Below are 20,322 nucleotides of genomic sequence, written 5' to 3'. Positions count from 1 at the left end.
CGCAGTATTCATTTTGTCTTGGTTTTGTCGCATGTACTCTTGCGTACGCATGCTGTTAATGTTTGTATTAATTCTCATATAAAGAACCTCCATTTTTTATCTTGAATTTTTAGTTATATATAAATCTCTTTGATTACAAAGAGATTTATATAATCAAATGGATTATTGTAATAATTTAGAAACCATTTGTGGTGTTTGGTTAGCTTGAGAAAGCATGCTGATACCAGCTTCGTTCAAGATTTTGAACTTAGTCATTTCAGACATTTCTTTTGCCATGTCAGCGTCTTCGATTTGAGAAGCAGCAGAAGCCATGTTAGTAGCTTGGCTAGTTACGTTGTTTAAGTTATGGTCTAAACGATTTAATTGAGAACCGAAAGTTGCTCGGGCGTCAGCGACAGCTTGAATAGCGGTATCAATTTTACCCATTTCAGTTGTTGCTGCAGTTACAGCAGCTGCTGTATCAGCACCAGTTAAAGTTCCAACGGCCGCTCCAAGTAATGTATCTGCCTTTGCATTAATAGCTGTAATATCAAGTGTATCGTTTGCAGCGTCAGAAAGTTGAATCTTAATATCTGTACCACCACCAGCTTGGTTTAAGAATGAATTACCGTTAAAGTTAGTTTTTTCAGCAATATGGTCAATTTCCTTTGCTAATTGTTGGTACTCTTTGTTTAAAGAAGCCGAGTCTTTAACGTTATTCGTACCACTAGCAGCTTGTGTAGCAAGATCACGCATACGAAGTAAGATGTTAGAAATTGAGCCTAAAGCAGCGTCACCAGTACGTAAAGCAGACATAGCGTCTTGCGTGTTACGAGCTCCGACGTTTAATCCGCCTTCTTTTGCACGCATACGAGTAGCGATAGCTAAACCAGCCGCATCGTCAGCTGCACTGTTAATAGATTTACCGCTAGATAAACGATTCATCGCAGTATTCATTTTGTCTTGGTTTTGTCGCATGTACTCTTGCGTACGCATGCTGTTAATGTTTGTATTAATTCTCATGTTAAGAAACCCCCATTTTTTTATATTGATTTTTCTGTTAATTGTTAAACGTAAATATGCAAAAAAATCAATTTCGAGATTAATTGTAATCCTTGGTATATATCGTGTCAACGAATAATTGTAATTAATGAATATAAAAAAATGATAATTTCCTATTTGTTCATTTTTTTATTACAATATTATCAAAAGGATTATTGCAAACTTTTAAAAAAAACTCTAATATTAGATTATCTTTGTTTACCGAAAAGGTGATATTATGTTAGTTGGAAATATAGTAAAAGAAGTGCTTGCATATAAAAAAGGACAAATTCAGCAAAAGCTAAGTAGTCCACAAGCATTTGTTAGTAGTCGTTTTCAAGAGAAGTTGCAGAGTGAACCTGCGAGGGAGACGAAGGCTACTACGCAGCCGGCAAAAATAGAAGATATGAGTCAGCCGGAACAATCTACGAAAATAGAAACGGTTGTTAATAAGCCGGAACAATCTATTAATAAAGTAGATGAAGCGAGTAAGCCCGAAGAAAAGGGTGAAACGAAAAAAGTAGATGAAGTGAGTAAGCCTGAAGAAAAGGTTGAAACGAAGAAAGCAGATGAAGTGCAAGTTGCGCAAAAAGAGTTTGAACGACGTTTCCCAGAAACGAAAAATGAGGCTGCTGATACGTGGGAATTAACGAAGAAGTATAATATTCAAAAAATACGTTCTTCCAATGAAGGCAAGTATGAGGATATTATTGATCGTGTAAGTCGTACATACGGAATTCCAAAAACGTTAATTCAAAAAATGATTGAAGTAGAGTCTAATTTTAATCCGAAAACGGTATCACATGCCGGTGCGATGGGTCTTATGCAGCTTATGCCAGCGAATGTGAAGGAGATGGGTGTGAAGAATCCCTTTTCACCAGCTGAAAGTATTGAAGGTGGCGTGAAAGAGTTAAGTGGTTATTTAAAGAAAAATAACGGTGACTTAGTATTGGCACTTGCTTCTTACAATGCTGGTCCTGGTAATGTGAGAAAGTACGGAGGCGTACCGCCATTTAAAGAAACGCAAGGATATATTAAAAAAATATTAAATATCGACGTTTCAAAATAAGAAGTTTCATATATAGAGAGAACATGAAATTTTCGTGAACATGATATGGGAGTTGGCTAGATTTGAAATTACAAGATGATATTCCGTTAACAATTTATTTTGAAATCGGAAATACGAAAAAGAAAATTGAAGATCTGCTTCATATTACGAAAGGTACATTGTATCGTCTTGAAAATTCAACGAAAAATACGGTGCGTCTTATGCTTGAGAATGAAGAGATTGGAACCGGAAAGATTTTAACGAAGAATGGAAAAATGTACGTTGAAATCGTTGAATTGAAAAGGTAGGGAAGGGGATTGTCATGAGTGGCGAAAAATTAAGCCAAGAGCAAATTGATGCCCTGCTGAAGGCGGTAAATGAAGGCGAGGAAATGCCAGCTTTCGCACAAGAAGCAGGAAAGCAAGAGAAATTTCAAGAGTATGATTTTAATAGACCAGAGAAGTTCGGTGTTGAGCATTTACGTAGTTTGCAAGCGATTGCTTCTACTTTTGGAAAACAGACGTCACAGACGTTATCAGCGCGTATGCGTATTCCAATTGAACTAGAGCCTTCAACAGTTGAGCAAGTTCCATTTACGAGTGAATATGTGGAGAAAATGCCGAAAGATTATTATTTATATTGCGTAATTGATCTCGGTTTACCAGAGCTTGGAGAAATTGTTATTGAGATTGATTTAGCATTCGTTATTTATATTCATGAATGTTGGCTTGGCGGAGATAGTAAGCGTAACTTTACGATGCGCAGACCGTTAACAGCGTTTGAGTTTTTAACGCTTGATAATATATTCTTGCTTCTTTGTAAAAATTTAGAGCAATCATTTGAAAGTGTTGTTGCGATTGAACCGAAATTTGTAACGACGGAAACAGATCCGAATGCATTAAAGATTACGACAGCGAGCGATATCATTTCATTACTTAACGTAAATATGAAAACAGATTTTTGGAATACGACGGTGCGTATCGGAATTCCATTCTTATCTGTTGAAGAAATTATGGATAAGTTAACGTCTGAAAATATTGTCGAACATTCTTCAGACAAGCGTAAAAAGTATACGTCTGAAGTGGAAATGAAAGTAAATCAAGTGTACAAACCTGTTCACGTTGCAATTGGTGAGCAGAAAATGACAATGAGTGAGATTGAACAAATTGAAGAAGGCGATATTATTCCGCTTCATACGAAAGTTTCGGATGAATTACTTGGTTATGTAGATGGAAAGCATAAATTTAATTGTTTTATTGGAAAAGATGGAACGCGTAAGGCGCTCCTATTTAAAAGTTTTGTAGAGTAGGAGGATCCATATGAAGCATGAAGTATCTCCCGTGTCATTAATGGGATTAGAAGATTTTGCAGGAAAGCGAAATGAAGCAGGTAAAGCACATATTGATACTGTTTCAGATATTTCGATTGAACTTGGTGTAAAGCTTGGAAAGTCATCTATTACACTTGGTGATGTAAAGCAGTTAAAAGTTGGCGATGTTCTGGAAGTAGAGAAAAACTTAGGACATAAAGTAGATGTGTATTTAAGTAATATGAAAGTCGGCATCGGTGAAGCAATCGTAATGGACGAGAAATTCGGTATTATCATTTCTGAAATTGAAGCTGATAAGAAACAAGCGGCGCTTATGAAAGCGCAAAGTCAAATGCAAGATAAAGAGTAGAGGAGGAGTCATATGTCGTATATGACGACCTTATTTCAAGTCGTTTTACTGTTTGGTGCGCTCGGTTACGGTGCATATTATATGACGAAAAAGACGCGCAAACAGCAGTTTTTTAAGCAGGGTGAAAATGGCCATATTCAAGTAAAAGACGGCGTTTATTTAAATCATCAAACGAGTGCCTTTTTATTTGAAGTAGACGGAAAGCAAGTGTTCACTGTTATTAGTAATAACGGTGTGCAGTCTGTGCAATTAACCGGAACAGGAAATCAGTTTCAACAAGCACTAGAAGACGCGGTGAAGAGTGAAACGAAAAAAGTAGAGGATCCATCATGAGAATAAAGAAACAGTTATCATTATTAGCCGTTATTTTCGTATTTTCTATCGTTTTTTCAATTATTTTTGTAAATCCAGCGTATGCAGCCCCGAACGGTTTTATTAATTTCGAAAATGGAAAAGAGTTTACGAGTAATTCAAGTGTACAACTATTTGCGCTCGTTACCCTTTTATCATTATCTTCTTCTATCGTTCTATTATTTACACATTTTACTTATTTTATGATCGTTCTAGGGATTACACGTCAAGGACTTGGGGTAATGAATTTACCACCAAACCAAGTGCTTGTTGGACTTGCATTATTTTTATCACTCTTTACGATGCAGCCTGTACTCGGGCAACTGAAGAGTGATGTGTGGGATCCGATGACGAAAGAGAAAATAACAGTAAGTCAAGCTGCGGAAACGACAGCTCCTATTATGAAAGAATATATGTCAAAGCATACGTATAAGCATGATTTAAAAATGATGCTGAAAGTACGCGGAGAAGAGTTGCCGAAAGATTTAAAGGATCTTTCCTTATTTACACTCGTACCATCCTTTACGTTAACGCAAATTCAAAAAGGGTTACTTACAGGGATGTTCATTTATTTAGCGTTTGTATTTATAGATTTGATTATTAGTACACTTTTAATGTACCTCGGGATGATGATGGTACCGCCGATGATTTTAAGTTTACCGTTTAAAATACTCGTTTTCGTATATTTAGGTGGATATACAAAAATCGTCGATATTATGTTTAAGACGGTCGCCTGAAGCGCTGGATGCTATGTGATAGGAGTCATATAAATGAATACGTCACCAATTATAGATATTTTCCAAACCTTTTTTTATAAAGGGGTTATGATTTTAATGCCGATTGCCGTTGTAAGTCTGATTGTCGTTATTATTATCGCGGTTATTATGGCAATGATGCAAATTCAAGAGCAAACGCTGACGTTTTTACCGAAAATGGCGAGTATTGTCCTCGTTATTATCATTTTAGGTCCGTGGATGTTCCAAGAGTTAACGACACTTATTTTAGATTTATTTGATAAAATCCCATCGCTATTGCGTTCGTACTAAGATAGGTGAACTGAAATGAATATGGAATTATGGGCGGCAACGTTTTTTGCGTTTTGCCGCATTACTTCATTTTTATATTTTTTACCGTTTTTCTCAGGACGATCTATTCCAGCAATGGCGAAGGTTACAGTTGGACTTGCTTTTTCAATTACAGTGGCTGATCAAGTGGATGTCTCTCACATCAAGACAGTTTGGGACGTTGCAGCTTATGCAGGAACGCAAATTGTAATTGGATTATCACTTTCAAAAATTGTAGAAATGCTGTGGAACATTCCAAAAATGGCCGGGCATATTTTAGACTTTGATATCGGTTTATCACAAGCAAGTTTGTTTGATGTAAATGCGGGCTCACAGTCTACTTTACTATCAACCATTTTTGATATATTTTTTCTCATTATTTTTATTTCACTTGGCGGCATTAATTATTTCGTTGCCACGATTTTAAAGTCGTTTCAATATACAGAGGCGATTTCAAAATTGCTGACGACTAGTTTTTTAGATAGTCTACTCGCAACGCTATTATTTGCGATCACATCAGCGGTTGAAATTGCTCTTCCGCTCATGGGAAGTTTATTCATTATTAACTTTGTTCTTATTTTAATTGCAAAAAACGCTCCGCAATTAAACGTTTTTATGAATGCATACGTAATTAAAATTACGTGCGGTATTTTGTTTATTGCGATGAGTGTACCGATGCTCGGTTATGTGTTTAAAAATATGACGGATGTATTACTTGAAGAGTATACGAAACTATTTAACTTTTTCTTAACGAAGTAGGGGGACGCGCATGGCAAAGGATAATAAAACAGAAAAGGCCACCCCGCAGAAGCGTAAAAAATCGCGTGAAGAAGGGAATATTGCCCGGAGTAAAGATTTAAATAATTTATTTTCCATTCTCGTATTAGCAGTTGTCGTTTATTTCTTCGGAGATTGGCTAGGGTTTGAGATTGCGAATTCCGTATCGGTGCTGTTTAATCAAATTGGAAAAAATACAGATTCAACCGAGTATTTTTATTTAATGGGGATTTTATTACTAAAAGTATCGGCTCCAATATTAATACTCGTATACGCTTTTCATTTATTCAATTATATGATTCAAGTCGGCTTCCTATTTTCTTCTAAAGTTATTAAGCCGAAAGCGTCACGAATTAATCCGAAAAACTATTTTACGAGACTGTTTAGTCGTAAAAGCTTAGTAGATATTTTGAAATCACTGTTTTATATGGGATTAATCGGTTACGTCGCTTACGTTCTTTTTAAAAAGAATTTAGAGAAAATCGTGAGCATGATTGGATTTAACTGGACTGCGTCACTTACTGAAATTATTAGGCAAATTAAATTTATTTTCTTAGCAATTTTAATTATTTTAATCGTTCTTTCTATTATTGATTTCATTTATCAAAAATGGGAGTACGAGCAAGATATTAAGATGAAAAAAGAAGAAGTGAAACAAGAGCATAAAGATAATGAAGGGGACCCGCAAGTAAAAGGGAAACGAAAAAACTTTATGCATGCAATCTTGCAAGGAACAATTGCGAAGAAGATGGATGGCGCAACGTTTATTGTAAACAACCCGACTCATATTTCGGTCGTACTTCGTTACAATAAACACGTTGATGCAGCACCAATTGTCGTTGCAAAAGGGGAAGATGAGCTCGCGTTATATATACGAACGCTTGCCCGTGAACAAGAAATACCAATGGTGGAAAACCGTCCGCTTGCTCGTTCTTTATATTATCAAGTCGAGGAAGATGAGACGATTCCAGAAGATTTATACGTAGCTGTAATTGAAGTTATGCGCTATTTAATTCAGACGAACGAACTTGAAGTATAATAGCGCGTTTGGAGGAGATCTCTTTGTTTAAGATAGAGTCTGCAAGAACCTATTTTTCTATCTTTTTAGCAGCGTCATTCGTAGTGGCGCTCTTAATTCCACTTCCACCATTTATACTTGATATCATTATCGTTTTTCTACTAAGTATGTCAGTGCTTATTTATATGCGAGCGACAAGTATTAACGAGTGGGATGAATTAAAGTCATTTCCAACGATGTTGTTATTAATCGGGATTTTCCGCGTATCGATTAACGTTTCGACGACGCGAGCGATTTTGACAGATGGAAATGCAGGTCATGTTATTGAAGAGTTCGGCCAGTTCGTAATTGGCGGAAACTTATTAATTGGTATCGTTATTTTTACAGTATTAATCATATTCCAGTTTATTGTTGCAAACGGTGCGTCTCGTACAGCTGAAGTAGCAGCTCGTTTTACACTTGATTCTTTACCAGGGAAACAAATGTCTATCGATGCTGATTTAAACCAGCGTATTATTTCAGAAAAAGATGCACAAGCAAAACGAAAAAAATTAAATATGGAAACAGAGTTTTATGGAGCGATGGATGGTGCCGGAAAGTTCATTAAAGGGGACGTTATTTTCGGGATTGTCATTTTATTCGTAAACATTATTTTCGGTTTAATTGTCGGAATGATGCAGCAAGGGATGAGCTTTGCAGATGCGGCTCTTCATTACACGCAGCTAACTGTCGGTGACGGAATCGTAAACCAAATTGGATCGCTAATGCTTGCAATTTCAACAGGTATTATCGTAACTCGTGTATTTGACGGCTCACCAGATACAGTAACAGAAGGTATCTTTAAAGAGTTATTAGCGCATGAAGTCGTTGTATATGCGCTCGGTGGTTTATTTATCGCAATGGGTATTTTTACTCCGCTACCGTTTCTACCATTCGCACTCGTTGGCGGAACAATTATCTTCTTAGGAATTCGTAATAAAAATCGAATAAAGAAAGAAAAAGAAGACGAGCTTCAAAAAGAAATAGAAATGATCCAAGGCGAAGATGAGCAACTGCAACAAGTAGAAGATTCATTTGGAGTATTTACGGATAAATATCCAATTATAGTAGAACTCGGTTTAGATTTAGCAGCACTTGTAAAGCAGAAAATTAACGGGGAAACAGCTCGTGATAAAGTTGTTCTTATGAGGAAGTCAATTATTACTGACCTCGGTATTAACGTTCCTGGAATTAACTTTAAAGATAATACGAGCTTTAGACCACGCGGACGTTACATTATTCGAATTAAAGGTGCGAAGGCGGCTGAAGGTGTTTTAAAATCAGGTTATTTATTAGCACTGAAAACACCGAATGTAATGGCTGATTTAGATGCAGAGCCAGCGAAAGATCCAATTTTCGGTGAAGATGGATATTGGATTTTAGAGCATATGGTGCAAGATGCACAAATGAAAGGCTATCAAGTGTTAGAGCCACTTAGCATATTAATTACACATTTAGATGTTGTCGTTAGACGTAATCTTCATGAATTAATTCAGCGCCAACATGTAAAAGACTTAATTAACTCGCTTGAAAATGATAATGGCGTTCTATTAGAAGAGATTAAGAAAAAAGAAATTGATTTATCACTTGTTCAAAATGTTATTAAACAACTTCTAAAAGAAGGTATTTCTATTCGTGATTTACCAACAATTATTGAAGGTATTATTGACGGCAAAGAAATTTATCAAAACCACGTGGATGGTGTAACATCATTTGTTCGTGAATGTATTTCAAAAGTTATTTGTGAAAATGCGAAAAATCCGGACGGAAAAATATATGCAGCGCTCTTCTCTGATTCAATCGAGTTAGATGCGGATGTTGTGAATAATTCATATCAAGGTTACTTATTAAACTGGGATTTAGATTTAGAAACACGTGTCGTTGAGCAAGTGCAGCGCGTCTTTAAGCAAGCACGTTTAATGGGAAGAGAACCAGTGTTATTAACACGTAGAAAAGATTTTAGATTTGCGATTGTAAGACTGCTAGAACGTTATCAAGTGGAAGCACAAGTACTTTGTATTAGTGAATTAGCACCAGAAATTGTTGTGGATCAAATTGCCTATATTGAATAGTAGGGGGTGAAGTAATGGAAAGTACAGAAAAGAAAGAAGCGTTAATGCGAATAAAAGCAGCTTCGAAAAATGAATTGTATCGAAAGTTATTTGACCAATATGGTACAGATTATTATTACGTTGTCGATGAAAGTGTAAAACGAAATATACCGTTTTTTTGGAAAAAGGATTATGAAATGTTAGTTGCATTTCCAGAAGAAAAACAGGAAGAAGTGAATGAAGGTACAGCTCAATTTCATGAACAATTAATGGATGTTGTGAATGATCCTTCAGAACAAATTGTGAAGGCGAATGGAATTCAATCAGTACTGCACAATTTAGAAAACGTAACGACTTCTATGTCATACGCGGCGATGCAAACAGGAAATAGTGAAGAATGGGCAAGAAAAAAAGAGAAACTATTAAAGCTGTTTGAAAAAGGAATCGTCGTTGTGAAACCGATGAAAGAAACGGAAGTAACGAAAAAGAAAAAAGTTGTGAAACAAGTCGTTCCAGTAAAGAAAGAAGAAGTAGCTCCAAAGAAAGAAAATCAAGAATCTGTACCGTTTATTATTCAAAAAGTAATTCGGATGCTAGAACAAAACGATGTGGAACAATATTTCATTCATGCATATGCTGAAAAGTTAAAAATAAAGTTTGAAAATGCAACGATGATTACGGAAGAAGAAGTTATCAGGTACATATTGGAAGATATGAAATCTCATTTTAATACGGAAAACGTCTTTGAAAAAGAAGTACAAACAATTGCATTAATAGGTCCAACTGGCGTTGGTAAAACGACGACACTTGCGAAAATGGCATGGCAATTTCACGGTAAGAAAAAAACAGTTGGTTTTATAACGACCGATCATTCGCGCATAGGGACAGTGCAGCAATTGCAAGATAACGTAAAGACAATTGGATCTGAAGTAATTGCTGTGCGTGATGAAGCTGCAATGACAAGAGCGCTTACGTATTTTAAAGAAGAAGCACGCGTCGATTATATTTTAATTGATACAGCAGGGAAAAATTATCGTACGTCAGAAACAGTGGAAGAAATGATTGAAACGATGGGACAAGTAGAACCAGATTATATTTGTTTAACGTTATCAGCTTCAATGAAAAGTAAAGATATGATTGAAATTATTACAAACTTTAAAGATATTCATATAGATGGTATTGTGTTTACGAAATTTGATGAAACAGCAAGTAGTGGCGAATTGTTGAAAATTCCAGCAGTATCATCAGCTCCTATTGTATTAATGACAGATGGCCAAGACATAAAGAAAAATATACATATCGCTACAGCTGAACATTTAGCAAAACAAATGTTACAAACATCGTAGAAAAGAGGTGAAGAATAAGGCGCTTGCCTTATTCAAACGAATATGAACGGTCTTTATATAGGTTCTATGGGCATGATGAATTACATGCAGCGCATTAATGTTCATTCGAATAACGTTGCAAATGCTCAAACGACAGGATTTAAAGCAGAAAATATGACGTCTAAAGTATTTGATGTACAAGACACATATCGCCGCGGAGATGGGGCGGTAACAAATATCGGTTCGGTTGATTACGCTGTAGTACCAGCTGCAACGCATGTGAATTTAGTACAAGGAAATATACAAATGACAAATAGCGCTACAGATTTCTTTTTAGATGACGGCGCGGCCGGCACAACATCATTTTTTGTTACTTCTAAAAATGATGAAACGTTTTTAACGAGAGATGGTAGTTTCACATTAAATAGTGATCGATATTTACAAACATCTTCAGGTGCTTTCGTAATGGGAGAGAATAATGAGCGTATTCGTATTCCAGAAGGAGCAAAGGTTGCTGTACAAGCAGATGGTACATTATATGATGAGGTAACACAAAATAATATTGCTCGTTTGCAAACAAAAACAGTAGATGCCGAAACGAATGCTCGTCTTGTGCAAAGAGAGAACAAAAGCTTTACACTAGCAGAAGGAAACATTGCTAATTTACCGAACGGAACAGGAATAGTAAAAAATCATATGCTAGAAAATTCAAATGTAGATATGACGAAAGAGATGGCAGATCTTATGACAGATCAAAAGATGATTCAAGCATCACAGCGCGTTATGACGTCATTTGATAAAATTTATGAAAAAGAAGCGAATGAAATATTGAGATAGTGGACTCCGAATAAAGGAGTCTTTTATTAATTTTAAATTTCAGAATTATCAATTGACTTCACGGAGTTTCTTTTTTATATTAGTAGGTATAACTATAACTACTAAAGAGGTGAGAGTATGACAACGGCATTATATTTAGAAGATGCATACAAAACGAGTTGCGAAACAGAAGTGATAAGAGTAGAAGGGAATAAAGTATTTGTAAAAGAAACAGTTTTTTATCCAACTGGTGGAGGACAGGAATGTGATACGGGTGTCATTGTACAAGATGGGTCTGTATTTGAAGTTGAAAAAGTAAAGAAGGAGCAAGGAGAAATAGTTCACTATATAAAAGATGAAGCTCAAGTAAAGTTAGGTCCAGTTAAATTAGAGATAAATTGGGAAAGACGTCATAATTTAATGCGTCATCACTCTTTACTGCATCTTATCGGAGCTGTTGTTTATGAAAAGTATGGAGCTCTATGCACCGGAAATCAAATTTATCCTGATAAAGCACGTATCGACTTTAATGAGTTACAAGAGTTATCGAGCGTGGAAGTAGAAGAAATTGTTGAGGAAGTGAATAAACTTATTAAGCAAAATAAAGAAATTTCCACTCGTTATATGAGCCGCGAAGAAGCAGAAAATGCTGTAGGAATGATTAAAACAGCAATAAATCTCCTGCCAACTACTATCCAAGAAATCCGCATTGTTACAATTGAAAATTTAGACGAACAAGCTTGTGGAGGCACACATGTGAAAAATACGAGTGAAATAGGAACACTTGTTATTGATAAAGTAAAAAGTAAAGGGAAGCAAAATCGTCGTTTTGAAGTAAGAGCGATTTAGATTGTGAGGGGTTACCGATGGATGAAATTATAAAGGAATTACAAAAGTTAGGATTTTCTCAGTATGAATGTAAAGCGTATATTGGACTACTAAAACATTCCCCAGTAACAGGCTATGAAGTAAGTAAACAAACAGGAGTACCTCGTTCTATGATTTACGAGGTACTCGGTAAGTTAATGGATAAAGGAGCGGTGCATATTGTACCTTCTGAACCAGTTAAATATGTACCAGTACCAGCTACCGAATTAATGAATCGAATGCGAAAAGACTTTGAAAAGTCCTTTGAATTTTTAGATGAGAAATTAAATTGTTTAGAACAAGAGCGACAAATAGATGTAATTTCGCATATTCGTTCAAATGATCGTGTTTTGAAAGAAATATGCAATATAATTAGTAGAGCTAAGGAAGAGTTATGGGTTTCTGTATGGGAAGAACAAGTGCATGAAATTGAACCATACATTCATCAAAAGGAAGAGGAAGGCGTACATATATTTTCAATCTTATTTGGAGCTCCAGAAACAAAAATAGGAGCGACGTTTCATCATAATTATATGACGCCCCACGTTGTTGAAAAGAGAATGGGTGGTCATTTAACTGTTATTGCTCGTGATGGAGAGGAAGTATTAATTGCGAACTTCTCAAATGATAGCACTTCATGGGCCGTTACAACGTATGACCCAGCGCTAGTTCTCGTTGCTACAGAGTATGTGCGGCACGATATTATGGTTGAAGAAATCACAAAGGAATTTGGAGCTGATAAGTTAGATACGTTATGGCGTGAAAATATAGATTTAGTTCATGTCGTAACAGGAAAACGAACTTTAGAAGGAATGGAGGATGATAGAGATGAGTAAAGCTCAGGCACATGTAGCTTTGCAGAGTGACGATACATTTCAGCAAGGAGTAAAAGATTGTTTACCAACTGTATTTGGTTACTTGAGCATCGGTATAGCAGCTGGTGTAATTGCAAAAACAGCTGGTTTCTCCATCATTGAAATTGCGTTTATGTCCACTTTAATTTATGCAGGTTCTGCCCAATTTATATTAGCTGGTATGTATGCAGCCGGTGCTCCTGCTTCCGCAATTATTTTTACTGTATTTTTTGTTAACTTGCGCCACCTTCTTATGAGTGCTGCACTTGCACCATACTTTATGAAACTGCCTCTATTTAAAAACTTACTAATCGGTTCTCAAATTACAGATGAAACGTTCGGTGTTGCAGTGCAGCATGCAGCGCAAAAAGGATATTTAGGCGAAAGATGGATGATTGGGCTAAATGTAACGGCTTATTTAAACTGGATTCTTGCTACTATTATCGGCGGGCTATTTGGTGAGTGGATACCAGATCCACATACATACGGGATGGATTATGCATTACCAGCAATGTTTATCGGATTATTTGTACTTCAGCTCATAAGTAGTAAACCGAAACTAGCAATTCATTTAAGTGTTGCAATTGTAGCAATTATTATCGCATACGTTTCACACCTATTTATGCCAGATAGTATAGCGGTTATTATCGCAACCTTACTAGCTGCGACGATTGGAGTGTTGATTGAAAAATGGAAATGAGATTAGATGTATTATTACTTTTACTAGCAGCAGGAGCTGTTACAATCGTGCCACGTATTTTACCTCTACTCGTATTTAGCAAACTACAAATTCCTGACTGGGGTTTAAAATGGTTAAATTACATACCAATTGCGATATTAGCAGCGCTTTTAGCACAAGTTTTATTTATGCATGAAACGATGCAGTGGGATTATCTTATTGCAGCAATTCCAACATTTCTTGTAGCGATATATACTCGTAGTTTATTAGGTACAGTATTAACGGGAGTGATTGTGATTATTTTGTTACGTTTCCTTTTCTAAAAAGGATTACACTCATATCATAGCGAAAAGTGTAATAACATGAAAAATATAGGGGTGGTGTTATGATACTTTTAACGATAGGAGCAATTTTGTTAACGTTATTTATTTTCTTTATTATCGGCTTTATTACGTTTATGATGTTTGTTGATAAGGCGACACCTCAAATATATTATACACCTTGTGAATCAGTGACAGTGAAAACTAAAGGTAAACATAGAAGGAAGAAAAGTTGAACGTTAGCTTTTCTTCCTTCTTCTATTACATCCCGGAAAGAACTAACAACAATAATCCAAATAAAAAACTAGTCAAGGAAAGAAAACCGATACATATGGAGAATACACGATTATTTCCCCATTCACGCCAGAAAGTTATAAAACCTAAAATACAAAGGAAAAACCAAATGGGTAGGAATAGGAACTCACTAATTTTCTCGGGAAGTAACGAATAAAAAGTTATTACATATAAGATCCAATTAGTAAAAAATAAAAGGCAAACGATAATAGATTGTAAGTAGGGGCGGTTGAAAAATCCTCCTTTTTTTACGGTTATAAAAATGATAGTTAGCGCTGAGATAAAGGCAATGAGTATGAAAACAAGTAAGAGTAATGTCAGCGTCATTTTGAGTCTCCTGTATAAGATTGTTTTTATCACGTATGGGCAGTAAGACCCACACCTTAAAACTCAACGTAAGAAAAGAGATTAGGTGGGGGATGAACCCCCCCCACTGATTGAAGTTTCACTTTACAAGAAATGAATCTATTAAATTGTATGCTTGTTTTGTAGAGTGCCCGTTATATTTTTCAGTGTACGGATTTAGAAATCCATGTTCACCGTGTAGTTGTTTTATTTCTAATAAAGGATTCTTTTGTTGCTGCAATGTGTGAATTAAAGAGGATACTGAAAAACTAGCCTCTTTTTCAGGGAATATAAGTAATGTAGAGCATGTAGGCTTTATGTGAACATAGTCGCGTATACGAGAACCGTAACATCCGATAATAAAATCTATTTTCGGATTGTTACTACATAGCCATGAGATGGTAGCTCCAACACTAAAGCCGATAAGTCCAATATGTGTATAACTACTAGAAAGATGGGAAATGAATTCTTCAATTTGCTTTTTTCCATCATCAAATCCAATATGATTTACAAAATGTTCATATGCTTTTTCTTCATCACGATAATGAAATGCGTGTTGTGATTGTAGAAGATTAGGACAGAATACATCTATATGAGATGAAGTAAAGTGCTGGGTAACGTGATGCATATGGTCGTTCACACCATATATTTCATGAACAATAACGAGAGCTAATTTTTCCTTCATAGTTATAAATTACCTCTATGAAACTTAAATTCTTTCTCAACAAGGCAAATACGCAGATGGAAGTTTTCATACCATTGCTCACGACCTCTTTTTTTCGCTTCTTTATGTAAGGTGTTCTTCTTCCAATTTTCAATCGCATCAAGTGATTCCCAATAAGAAATTGTTATTCCGAGTCCAGAATTACCTCGTGCACTTTCTACACCTAAAAATCCAGATTGTTGCTTTGCAAGTTTCTCCATTTCTTCGGCAACGGTATTATAGTCAGTTGTATTATTTGATAAATTAGAAGTGAATATAACTGCATAATAAGGCTTGTTTTTTTCTAAATTAGATGCCATTATTTTTCCCCCTTAATGTATAGTACAAATAATTAATCCATAGTTTGTATTTTAGCAGGTCACAAAAAGAAAAGAAGTAGAAAATTCTTATTTTTTTAGCTCATGTAAAATAAAGGATTGAAGAACTTTATAATAAGTAATCTGAAAGAAGAAAAATGCCACTTCAAAAGAGAAGTGGCATTTCTTATATTTCCTCTAAGCTATTAACTGGAACAGTTAATTCGCGTCCTGGGTTTTTTACTTCATATATGCGGGCGGTTTCATTGCTTTCATCGACGTGTTGAATCATAACAGGCATGCCTTGAAAATTGACATTGGCTTGTTCTGCTGACATAGAAAGCTCTATTGCACGTTGTATATTCATTTATATTCCTCCCATCATTATTATCTTTGCTAAAAAAGAGGAATAATATACCATTTAGAGACATTCTTAAAGTTTTTGTATTATTTGTAATATTTCTTTAATAAATGAAGTGAAGATGGAATCAGGATAGCTATCTATTGCTTGAACGGCTTCTTTTGCCTCTTTTAAGGCAGATTTTTTATCTTGAAGTTCTATATAGCAAAGGGCACGATAAGACCCAGCTGTTAATACCCACGATTGATCAAGTGGATGACTCATATAATCTGGTATGGTAGCGTGTTTTAATATTGCCAAAGCTTCCTTATAACGTTTTAAGCCATACAAAGATTTTCCTTTTTCAAGATAATATAATCCATCGTCTTGAAAGATTGGTTCATCTTTTAGTTTTTCTCGAAATTGTTCTAGATGTTTTAATGCGATTGTATATTCATTAGTAATTGTGTTGTAATAGTATGCTTTTAAAATATCAATAATTGCGATGGATAGAATATCTTCTGTAAAAATGGCAAATTGCTCAGATTTTTTTATGTAATATAAATATTGTTCTTTATCAGCTGTAATGACTTTTTGGTAAGATAAAATCCGGTAAAATTCATCTGTTTTATAATACACTTGATGCTTTTTTGAAAATGCAAGTGCATCTAAAATGACTTTTTCACATTTTTCATAATTGCCGTATGCGAGTAAAATAATGGCTTCTTTTAAGTATAGTTGTATATGTGTAATCAGATCCATTTCTAAATTCTTTGCTTTATATTCATCACGAATTGTAGCAATCATCTGTAAACATTCTTTATATTTTTTACGTTTGAAGAGCATATAGTAAAACAGTAGTTTCGTTTCAGTGCTTTCTCGATATAAAGTATATTTTTCAAATATAGAAACAGCAGTTTCAACGTAATATTCAATATGATAATCGTTCATAATAACTGCTCCTGTTAGGAACTGTTTATATAAGCGAGCTGTATTTAAAGTAGAAGGTAGCTCTGTTTGAACGATAGGTAGTAAAGTCTTGTATACTTCATCGCATTTATTTGCTTTTATTAATGGCTCCATTTTTTGAATGAGTTCTACAATTTCTCCTTCATCTTCTTCTAATAAAAAGCTCATTTCACATTCAAGTTTTTCAGCAATATATTGTAATGTTTTCATAGAAGGTGTAGCTTTTCCATTTTCAATTTGACTAAGCATACTTTTTGTCAGTTCCGAACCTACCAGCTCTGTTTGTGTAAGATTTTTTTCTTTTCTTAATGTTTTAATTTTTTCGCCGAGAGTTGCCATATTATTGCTCCTTTATATTTAAAAAGTTAAATTATATTTAACTTTATGTTGTGGAAATCGGAAAATTGATTATATAATAAGTTTAACACAATTTAACTTTTAAGGGGAGAGAGTCAAAAATGGGAGATATAAGTATAGGACAACATGATTCAAGAATGAAGATTGCAACGAGAAACATCATTTTAATGATGATTGGAAAAATGACGTCTTTATTAGGCGCAGGTATTTATACGTTCGCAATGGGGTTATACGTATTAAAGACTACTGGTTCAGGGATGGGGTTTGCAACTACGCTCGTTTGCGGATCACTTCCAAGGATGATCTGTGGTCCAATTGCTGGTGCTGTAGCAGATCGCGTCAATCGAAAATGGCTTGTCATTGGTACTGATTTATTAAGTAGTTTAACGATGCTTAGTATGTTTATTCTTGCTACTATATTTGGACCATCACTTCTTTTTATTTATATTTCAGCAGCATTATTATCAATTTGTGCAAGTTTTTATTCCGTTGCATTAACTTCGTCTATTCCGAGTTTAGTAGATGAAGGACGTATTCAAAAAGCGAGTGCTTTAAATCAAACGGCGGCTTCTTTATCAAATATTTTAGGGCCGATTATTGGCGGAGTTGTATTTGGTTTCTTTTCAATTCAGTCGTTCTTTTTGTTGAATAGCATTACATTCTTTTTAGCGGTTATTTTGCAATTATTTATTGTATTTGATTTATATAAAAAAGAAGTGGCTGAGAGTAAAGAGCATTTCTTGACGAGTATAAAAGAAGGTTTTTCATATATAAAACGAAAACATGAAATATATGGTTTAATGAAAATAGCATTGTGGGTAAACTTTTTTGCGTGTGGTCTAACCGTTGCACTTCCATACATTATCGTACATACATTACATTTATCTTCAAAGCAACTTGGTACTGTAGAGGGAATGTTAGCAGTCGGGATGTTAATTGGTGCGATTGCTTTATCGGTGCGTAAAGAAGTGAATAATCCGTTTCGTTCAATTTATACTGGACTGTTTTTGTTTGCAGGTTTAAGTTTATGTACAGTCTTTCCGTTGTTAGTTATCATTCCAAAAGTAGCAAGTTTTATTTACTATATTGCTTTTATGATGTTAACTGGTATAGCAATTATGATTGTAAACATTCCAATGCAAGTACATATGCAAAAAACGACAGATCCGAACTACCTAGGGCGTGTGTTTGGCCTACTTGAAACAATTGCGACTGCAATCGCACCACTTGGTATGATTGTATATGGACTACTATTAGATATGTTGCCAACTAGCATTGTTATGATGACATTAGGCGTAGGTTTATTGTTAGTTGTATTAGTAGGAGTAAAGAAGCATGTAATGAAAAAGCAAGTGGATGTGTCTGTCTAAAAGGAAATGTGACTTAATAAAATAAAAATGACTAAATTAGTATTTTAGTTTTTGAAACTCTTTTTCATGTATGTTAAAGTAAAGTGAGCTTGCAAAGAAAAGGAGACAACAGCATGAAAAAATTAAGTTTTGTTATGCTTTTTCTATTAGTCGTAATGGCTGGATGTAGCAATTATGACACATATATTGAAACAGGTATGCAATCATTGAAAGATGAAAAATATAGTGATGCAACAATGTGGTTTGAAAAAGCAGAAAAAGAGAAATCCGGGAATGAAGCGAAATCATATAAAGAAATGGCCGAGAAAATGGATCACGGAGCAACAGCATTAAAAGACGGTAAGTATTTAGAAGCGAAAGACATTGCAAATGAAGTGTTACAAATGAAAAAAGACGATGCACTTGAAAAAGCTGTAACATCAAATGCAGAGAATATGCTTCAAAAAGCAAAAGATGTGGAAGAGAAAGTAAATGAAAGAGTGGCAAAGCGTAGAAAGGTAGAAGAAGAAGGAATCGATAAAATTATTAAAGCTGTCGATAGTATAGATGAAGTGAAAGAAAAAGAGAAGAAAGTATCAGAAGCATTAGATAAGGCTGAAGAGGCGCAAGCGAAAATTGAGGCAAAGAAAAATAAATAGATTTATAGTTTAAAAGGCTGTCGTGCATAACGACAGCCTTTTAATTTTTTGTTGCAAATGAAGTGATGCTCTGTAATAAAAAAGAAATGATTTTAGAATTCCATCTGTCCTCATGATGAATCGTATAAATATTACGCTGAAATTCAAATTCAGGGATTGGTATATAGCATAGCTCATTTCGTTGTATTTCTTGTTCGATAGCAAGTTTAGAAATCAAGGCAATTCCATTACCATATTTTAAAATTTGTTTCATCGTTTCTAATGAATCTAATTCAATTTCTGATTGGAATGTAATGTTGTGCGCTAACGTCCATTGTGTAAGTAAATCTCTCGTTGTAGATGGGTTACGATGCAATAGTATGCGTTCCTTTTCTATATTTTGTAACGATACATTGTCTTTCTTTGAAAAATGATGTTCTTTGGAAAAAGCAAGAACAAGTGTATCGGGCATTATATTCGTTTGTTTTAAAAGTGGTTCATCAAATGGAGCAGCGGAAATTATCCCAAGATCGATTTCGTGATTTTGTAGTATCATTCGAATTTCAGGGGCTGTTTTCACTAGTAGCGTTATTTTTATATTGGGAAATTCACATTGAAATTGATGAACGACTGCTGGCAAAAGATAAGTCGCTGGTACATAACTAGCGCCAATTGTTATAGCACCTTTATGAAAATCTTTAAACTCTTGCGTGACACGTCTAGCTTCTTTCATAAGTGCATCTATTTTACAAGCATAATGGTGCAAAGCCTCACCAGCCTCTGTTAAGAAATACCTTCCAGAACGTAATTCGAATAAAGACACACCGAGTTCTTCTTCTAAGCTTTTTATATGAAAAGTAATAGTTGGTTGTTTAACGCCAAGTTTTTCTGCAACGATTGTAAGCTTTTTGTATTTCTTAATAAGTACTACAATTTCTAATTTTAAGAGATTCATTATGAATTGCCGCCTTTTTTATTTTAACTATAGAAAAAATCTATAGAAATAAATAGTTTATTAGAAGTTTTTTAATTTAATCTTTACAGTGCATTAACATTCAGTATAAATCTTCCATATAGAATGAAAGCAGGTTAAGAATGAGGG

26 protein-coding genes and 1 pseudogene are annotated in these 20,322 nt (G+C 34.9%); 19 read left to right on the top strand and 8 right to left on the bottom strand.

The features are described from left to right. A pseudogene (locus ACK1U5_RS10215) lies at positions 1-78 on the bottom strand (flagellin); the annotation flags it as partial. A gap of 84 nt (positions 79-162) precedes the next feature. Continuing rightward, positions 163-1,002, bottom strand: a complete 840-nt coding sequence (locus tag ACK1U5_RS10210) for a flagellin N-terminal helical domain-containing protein (protein WP_043939927.1) — start codon at positions 1,000-1,002, stop codon at positions 163-165. Between the two features lie 256 nt (positions 1,003-1,258). On the opposite strand from ACK1U5_RS10210, the gene ACK1U5_RS10205 reads away from it, so the two are divergent. From ACK1U5_RS10205 to ACK1U5_RS10125, 17 genes are all read left to right on the top strand, one after another. Then, positions 1,259-2,089: a lytic transglycosylase domain-containing protein gene (locus ACK1U5_RS10205; protein ID WP_069604791.1), complete on the top strand. Its 831-nt coding sequence runs from the start codon at positions 1,259-1,261 to the stop codon at positions 2,087-2,089. A 62-nt stretch (positions 2,090-2,151) separates the two neighbouring features. Further along, a complete protein-coding gene (locus ACK1U5_RS10200) occupies positions 2,152-2,376 on the top strand; it encodes a flagellar motor switch protein FliN (RefSeq protein WP_000775712.1) in 225 nt (74 codons plus the stop codon). A 14-nt stretch (positions 2,377-2,390) separates the two neighbouring features. Then, positions 2,391-3,377 (top strand): flagellar motor switch protein FliM, encoded by a 987-nt coding sequence (fliM, locus tag ACK1U5_RS10195; protein ID WP_000012356.1) that lies wholly within the window; start codon positions 2,391-2,393, stop codon positions 3,375-3,377. A 10-nt stretch (positions 3,378-3,387) separates the two neighbouring features. Beyond that, a complete protein-coding gene (fliN, locus tag ACK1U5_RS10190; protein WP_000680010.1) occupies positions 3,388-3,747 on the top strand; it encodes a flagellar motor switch protein FliN in 360 nt (119 codons plus the stop codon). 12 nt (positions 3,748-3,759) lie between these two features. Then, positions 3,760-4,080 carry a hypothetical protein gene (locus ACK1U5_RS10185; RefSeq protein WP_000121176.1) on the top strand — a complete coding sequence of 107 codons (321 nt, stop codon included), beginning with the start codon at positions 3,760-3,762 and terminating at the stop codon, positions 4,078-4,080. Beyond that, positions 4,077-4,835 (top strand): flagellar type III secretion system pore protein FliP, encoded by a 759-nt coding sequence (locus ACK1U5_RS10180; RefSeq protein WP_001220582.1) that lies wholly within the window; start codon positions 4,077-4,079, stop codon positions 4,833-4,835. Before ACK1U5_RS10185 ends, ACK1U5_RS10180 begins: the two co-directional genes overlap by 4 nt. A gap of 33 nt (positions 4,836-4,868) precedes the next feature. Beyond that, positions 4,869-5,144 carry a flagellar biosynthetic protein FliQ gene (locus tag ACK1U5_RS10175; protein WP_001098081.1) on the top strand — a complete coding sequence of 92 codons (276 nt, stop codon included), beginning with the start codon at positions 4,869-4,871 and terminating at the stop codon, positions 5,142-5,144. Positions 5,145-5,159: 15 nt separating this feature from the next. Continuing rightward, positions 5,160-5,921: a flagellar biosynthetic protein FliR gene (locus tag ACK1U5_RS10170; RefSeq protein ID WP_044584280.1), complete on the top strand. Its 762-nt coding sequence runs from the start codon at positions 5,160-5,162 to the stop codon at positions 5,919-5,921. 10 nt (positions 5,922-5,931) lie between these two features. After that, a complete protein-coding gene (gene flhB, locus ACK1U5_RS10165) occupies positions 5,932-6,978 on the top strand; it encodes a flagellar type III secretion system protein FlhB (RefSeq protein ID WP_001030108.1) in 1,047 nt (348 codons plus the stop codon). Between the two features lie 23 nt (positions 6,979-7,001). Further along, positions 7,002-9,068, top strand: a complete 2,067-nt coding sequence (gene flhA / locus ACK1U5_RS10160; RefSeq protein ID WP_000472585.1) for a flagellar biosynthesis protein FlhA — start codon at positions 7,002-7,004, stop codon at positions 9,066-9,068. Between the two features lie 14 nt (positions 9,069-9,082). Beyond that, positions 9,083-10,393: a flagellar biosynthesis protein FlhF gene (gene flhF / locus ACK1U5_RS10155; protein ID WP_000446169.1), complete on the top strand. Its 1,311-nt coding sequence runs from the start codon at positions 9,083-9,085 to the stop codon at positions 10,391-10,393. Between the two features lie 42 nt (positions 10,394-10,435). Then, positions 10,436-11,209 carry a flagellar basal-body rod protein FlgG gene (locus ACK1U5_RS10150; protein ID WP_001013934.1) on the top strand — a complete coding sequence of 258 codons (774 nt, stop codon included), beginning with the start codon at positions 10,436-10,438 and terminating at the stop codon, positions 11,207-11,209. A gap of 117 nt (positions 11,210-11,326) precedes the next feature. Next, the gene (locus ACK1U5_RS10145) at positions 11,327-12,037 is read left to right on the top strand and encodes an alanyl-tRNA editing protein (protein WP_000205398.1); all 711 of its coding nucleotides are present in this window, start codon (positions 11,327-11,329) and stop codon (positions 12,035-12,037) included. Positions 12,038-12,054: 17 nt separating this feature from the next. Then, a complete protein-coding gene (locus ACK1U5_RS10140) occupies positions 12,055-12,891 on the top strand; it encodes a TrmB family transcriptional regulator (RefSeq protein ID WP_000343362.1) in 837 nt (278 codons plus the stop codon). Then, complete coding sequence (locus ACK1U5_RS10135) at positions 12,884-13,609, top strand: AzlC family ABC transporter permease (RefSeq protein ID WP_000030474.1); 726 nt, start codon at positions 12,884-12,886, stop codon at positions 13,607-13,609. The genes ACK1U5_RS10140 and ACK1U5_RS10135 overlap by 8 nt, the downstream gene beginning before the upstream one ends. After that, a complete protein-coding gene (locus ACK1U5_RS10130; RefSeq protein ID WP_000425938.1) occupies positions 13,600-13,911 on the top strand; it encodes an AzlD domain-containing protein in 312 nt (103 codons plus the stop codon). Before ACK1U5_RS10135 ends, ACK1U5_RS10130 begins: the two co-directional genes overlap by 10 nt. Before the next feature lie 62 nt (positions 13,912-13,973). Beyond that, positions 13,974-14,144: a DUF3951 domain-containing protein gene (locus ACK1U5_RS10125; protein ID WP_000602236.1), complete on the top strand. Its 171-nt coding sequence runs from the start codon at positions 13,974-13,976 to the stop codon at positions 14,142-14,144. Positions 14,145-14,169: 25 nt separating this feature from the next. Here the strand turns inward: ACK1U5_RS10125 and ACK1U5_RS10120 are convergent, their stop codons facing one another. The 5 genes from ACK1U5_RS10120 to ACK1U5_RS10100 form a co-directional block, all read right to left on the bottom strand. Continuing rightward, positions 14,170-14,529 (bottom strand): hypothetical protein, encoded by a 360-nt coding sequence (locus ACK1U5_RS10120; RefSeq protein ID WP_044584281.1) that lies wholly within the window; start codon positions 14,527-14,529, stop codon positions 14,170-14,172. A 118-nt stretch (positions 14,530-14,647) separates the two neighbouring features. After that, positions 14,648-15,232, bottom strand: coding sequence for a dienelactone hydrolase family protein (locus tag ACK1U5_RS10115; RefSeq protein ID WP_044584282.1), 585 nt, complete (start codon positions 15,230-15,232; stop codon positions 14,648-14,650). 2 nt (positions 15,233-15,234) lie between these two features. Continuing rightward, entirely contained in the window at positions 15,235-15,570 is a 336-nt protein-coding gene (locus ACK1U5_RS10110; protein ID WP_000157880.1) for an antibiotic biosynthesis monooxygenase family protein, read from the bottom strand. A 184-nt stretch (positions 15,571-15,754) separates the two neighbouring features. Continuing rightward, positions 15,755-15,934, bottom strand: coding sequence for an H-type small acid-soluble spore protein (locus ACK1U5_RS10105; RefSeq protein ID WP_001025731.1), 180 nt, complete (start codon positions 15,932-15,934; stop codon positions 15,755-15,757). Positions 15,935-16,000: 66 nt separating this feature from the next. Beyond that, on the bottom strand, positions 16,001-17,215 hold the full coding sequence (locus ACK1U5_RS10100; RefSeq protein WP_044584283.1) for a helix-turn-helix domain-containing protein: 1,215 nt from the start codon (positions 17,213-17,215) through the stop codon (positions 16,001-16,003). A 119-nt stretch (positions 17,216-17,334) separates the two neighbouring features. Between ACK1U5_RS10100 and ACK1U5_RS10095 the strand changes: the two genes are divergently transcribed. Together ACK1U5_RS10095 and ACK1U5_RS10090 are read left to right on the top strand one after the other, a co-directional pair. Beyond that, complete coding sequence (locus ACK1U5_RS10095) at positions 17,335-18,603, top strand: MFS transporter (protein WP_025967108.1); 1,269 nt, start codon at positions 17,335-17,337, stop codon at positions 18,601-18,603. A 113-nt stretch (positions 18,604-18,716) separates the two neighbouring features. Next, a complete protein-coding gene (locus ACK1U5_RS10090) occupies positions 18,717-19,241 on the top strand; it encodes a DUF4398 domain-containing protein (protein ID WP_000736428.1) in 525 nt (174 codons plus the stop codon). A 40-nt stretch (positions 19,242-19,281) separates the two neighbouring features. Here the strand turns inward: ACK1U5_RS10090 and ACK1U5_RS10085 are convergent, their stop codons facing one another. Then, positions 19,282-20,175, bottom strand: coding sequence for a LysR family transcriptional regulator (locus ACK1U5_RS10085; protein ID WP_044584284.1), 894 nt, complete (start codon positions 20,173-20,175; stop codon positions 19,282-19,284). Positions 20,176-20,322 lie beyond the last annotated feature (147 nt).

It is taken from the genome of Bacillus sp. XB1 (assembly GCF_053557995.1).
This window is presented reverse-complemented; position numbering and strand designations above follow the sequence as displayed.

Coding starts and splice junctions, on each gene's coding strand:
- ACK1U5_RS10210 (WP_043939927.1), bottom strand. CDS start 1,002: ATGAGAATTAATACAAACATTAACAGCATGCGTACGCAAGAGTACATG.
- ACK1U5_RS10205 (WP_069604791.1), top strand. CDS start 1,259: ATGTTAGTTGGAAATATAGTAAAAGAAGTGCTTGCATATAAAAAAGGA.
- fliM (WP_000012356.1), top strand. CDS start 2,391: ATGAGTGGCGAAAAATTAAGCCAAGAGCAAATTGATGCCCTGCTGAAG.
- fliN (WP_000680010.1), top strand. CDS start 3,388: ATGAAGCATGAAGTATCTCCCGTGTCATTAATGGGATTAGAAGATTTT.
- ACK1U5_RS10185 (WP_000121176.1), top strand. CDS start 3,760: ATGTCGTATATGACGACCTTATTTCAAGTCGTTTTACTGTTTGGTGCG.
- ACK1U5_RS10180 (WP_001220582.1), top strand. CDS start 4,077: ATGAGAATAAAGAAACAGTTATCATTATTAGCCGTTATTTTCGTATTT.
- ACK1U5_RS10175 (WP_001098081.1), top strand. CDS start 4,869: ATGAATACGTCACCAATTATAGATATTTTCCAAACCTTTTTTTATAAA.
- ACK1U5_RS10170 (WP_044584280.1), top strand. CDS start 5,160: ATGAATATGGAATTATGGGCGGCAACGTTTTTTGCGTTTTGCCGCATT.
- flhB (WP_001030108.1), top strand. CDS start 5,932: ATGGCAAAGGATAATAAAACAGAAAAGGCCACCCCGCAGAAGCGTAAA.
- flhF (WP_000446169.1), top strand. CDS start 9,083: ATGGAAAGTACAGAAAAGAAAGAAGCGTTAATGCGAATAAAAGCAGCT.
- ACK1U5_RS10150 (WP_001013934.1), top strand. CDS start 10,436: ATGAACGGTCTTTATATAGGTTCTATGGGCATGATGAATTACATGCAG.
- ACK1U5_RS10145 (WP_000205398.1), top strand. CDS start 11,327: ATGACAACGGCATTATATTTAGAAGATGCATACAAAACGAGTTGCGAA.
- ACK1U5_RS10140 (WP_000343362.1), top strand. CDS start 12,055: ATGGATGAAATTATAAAGGAATTACAAAAGTTAGGATTTTCTCAGTAT.
- ACK1U5_RS10135 (WP_000030474.1), top strand. CDS start 12,884: ATGAGTAAAGCTCAGGCACATGTAGCTTTGCAGAGTGACGATACATTT.
- ACK1U5_RS10130 (WP_000425938.1), top strand. CDS start 13,600: ATGGAAATGAGATTAGATGTATTATTACTTTTACTAGCAGCAGGAGCT.
- ACK1U5_RS10125 (WP_000602236.1), top strand. CDS start 13,974: ATGATACTTTTAACGATAGGAGCAATTTTGTTAACGTTATTTATTTTC.
- ACK1U5_RS10120 (WP_044584281.1), bottom strand. CDS start 14,529: ATGACGCTGACATTACTCTTACTTGTTTTCATACTCATTGCCTTTATC.
- ACK1U5_RS10115 (WP_044584282.1), bottom strand. CDS start 15,232: ATGAAGGAAAAATTAGCTCTCGTTATTGTTCATGAAATATATGGTGTG.
- ACK1U5_RS10110 (WP_000157880.1), bottom strand. CDS start 15,570: ATGGCATCTAATTTAGAAAAAAACAAGCCTTATTATGCAGTTATATTC.
- ACK1U5_RS10105 (WP_001025731.1), bottom strand. CDS start 15,934: ATGAATATACAACGTGCAATAGAGCTTTCTATGTCAGCAGAACAAGCC.
- ACK1U5_RS10100 (WP_044584283.1), bottom strand. CDS start 17,215: ATGGCAACTCTCGGCGAAAAAATTAAAACATTAAGAAAAGAAAAAAAT.
- ACK1U5_RS10095 (WP_025967108.1), top strand. CDS start 17,335: ATGGGAGATATAAGTATAGGACAACATGATTCAAGAATGAAGATTGCA.
- ACK1U5_RS10090 (WP_000736428.1), top strand. CDS start 18,717: ATGAAAAAATTAAGTTTTGTTATGCTTTTTCTATTAGTCGTAATGGCT.
- ACK1U5_RS10085 (WP_044584284.1), bottom strand. CDS start 20,175: ATGAATCTCTTAAAATTAGAAATTGTAGTACTTATTAAGAAATACAAA.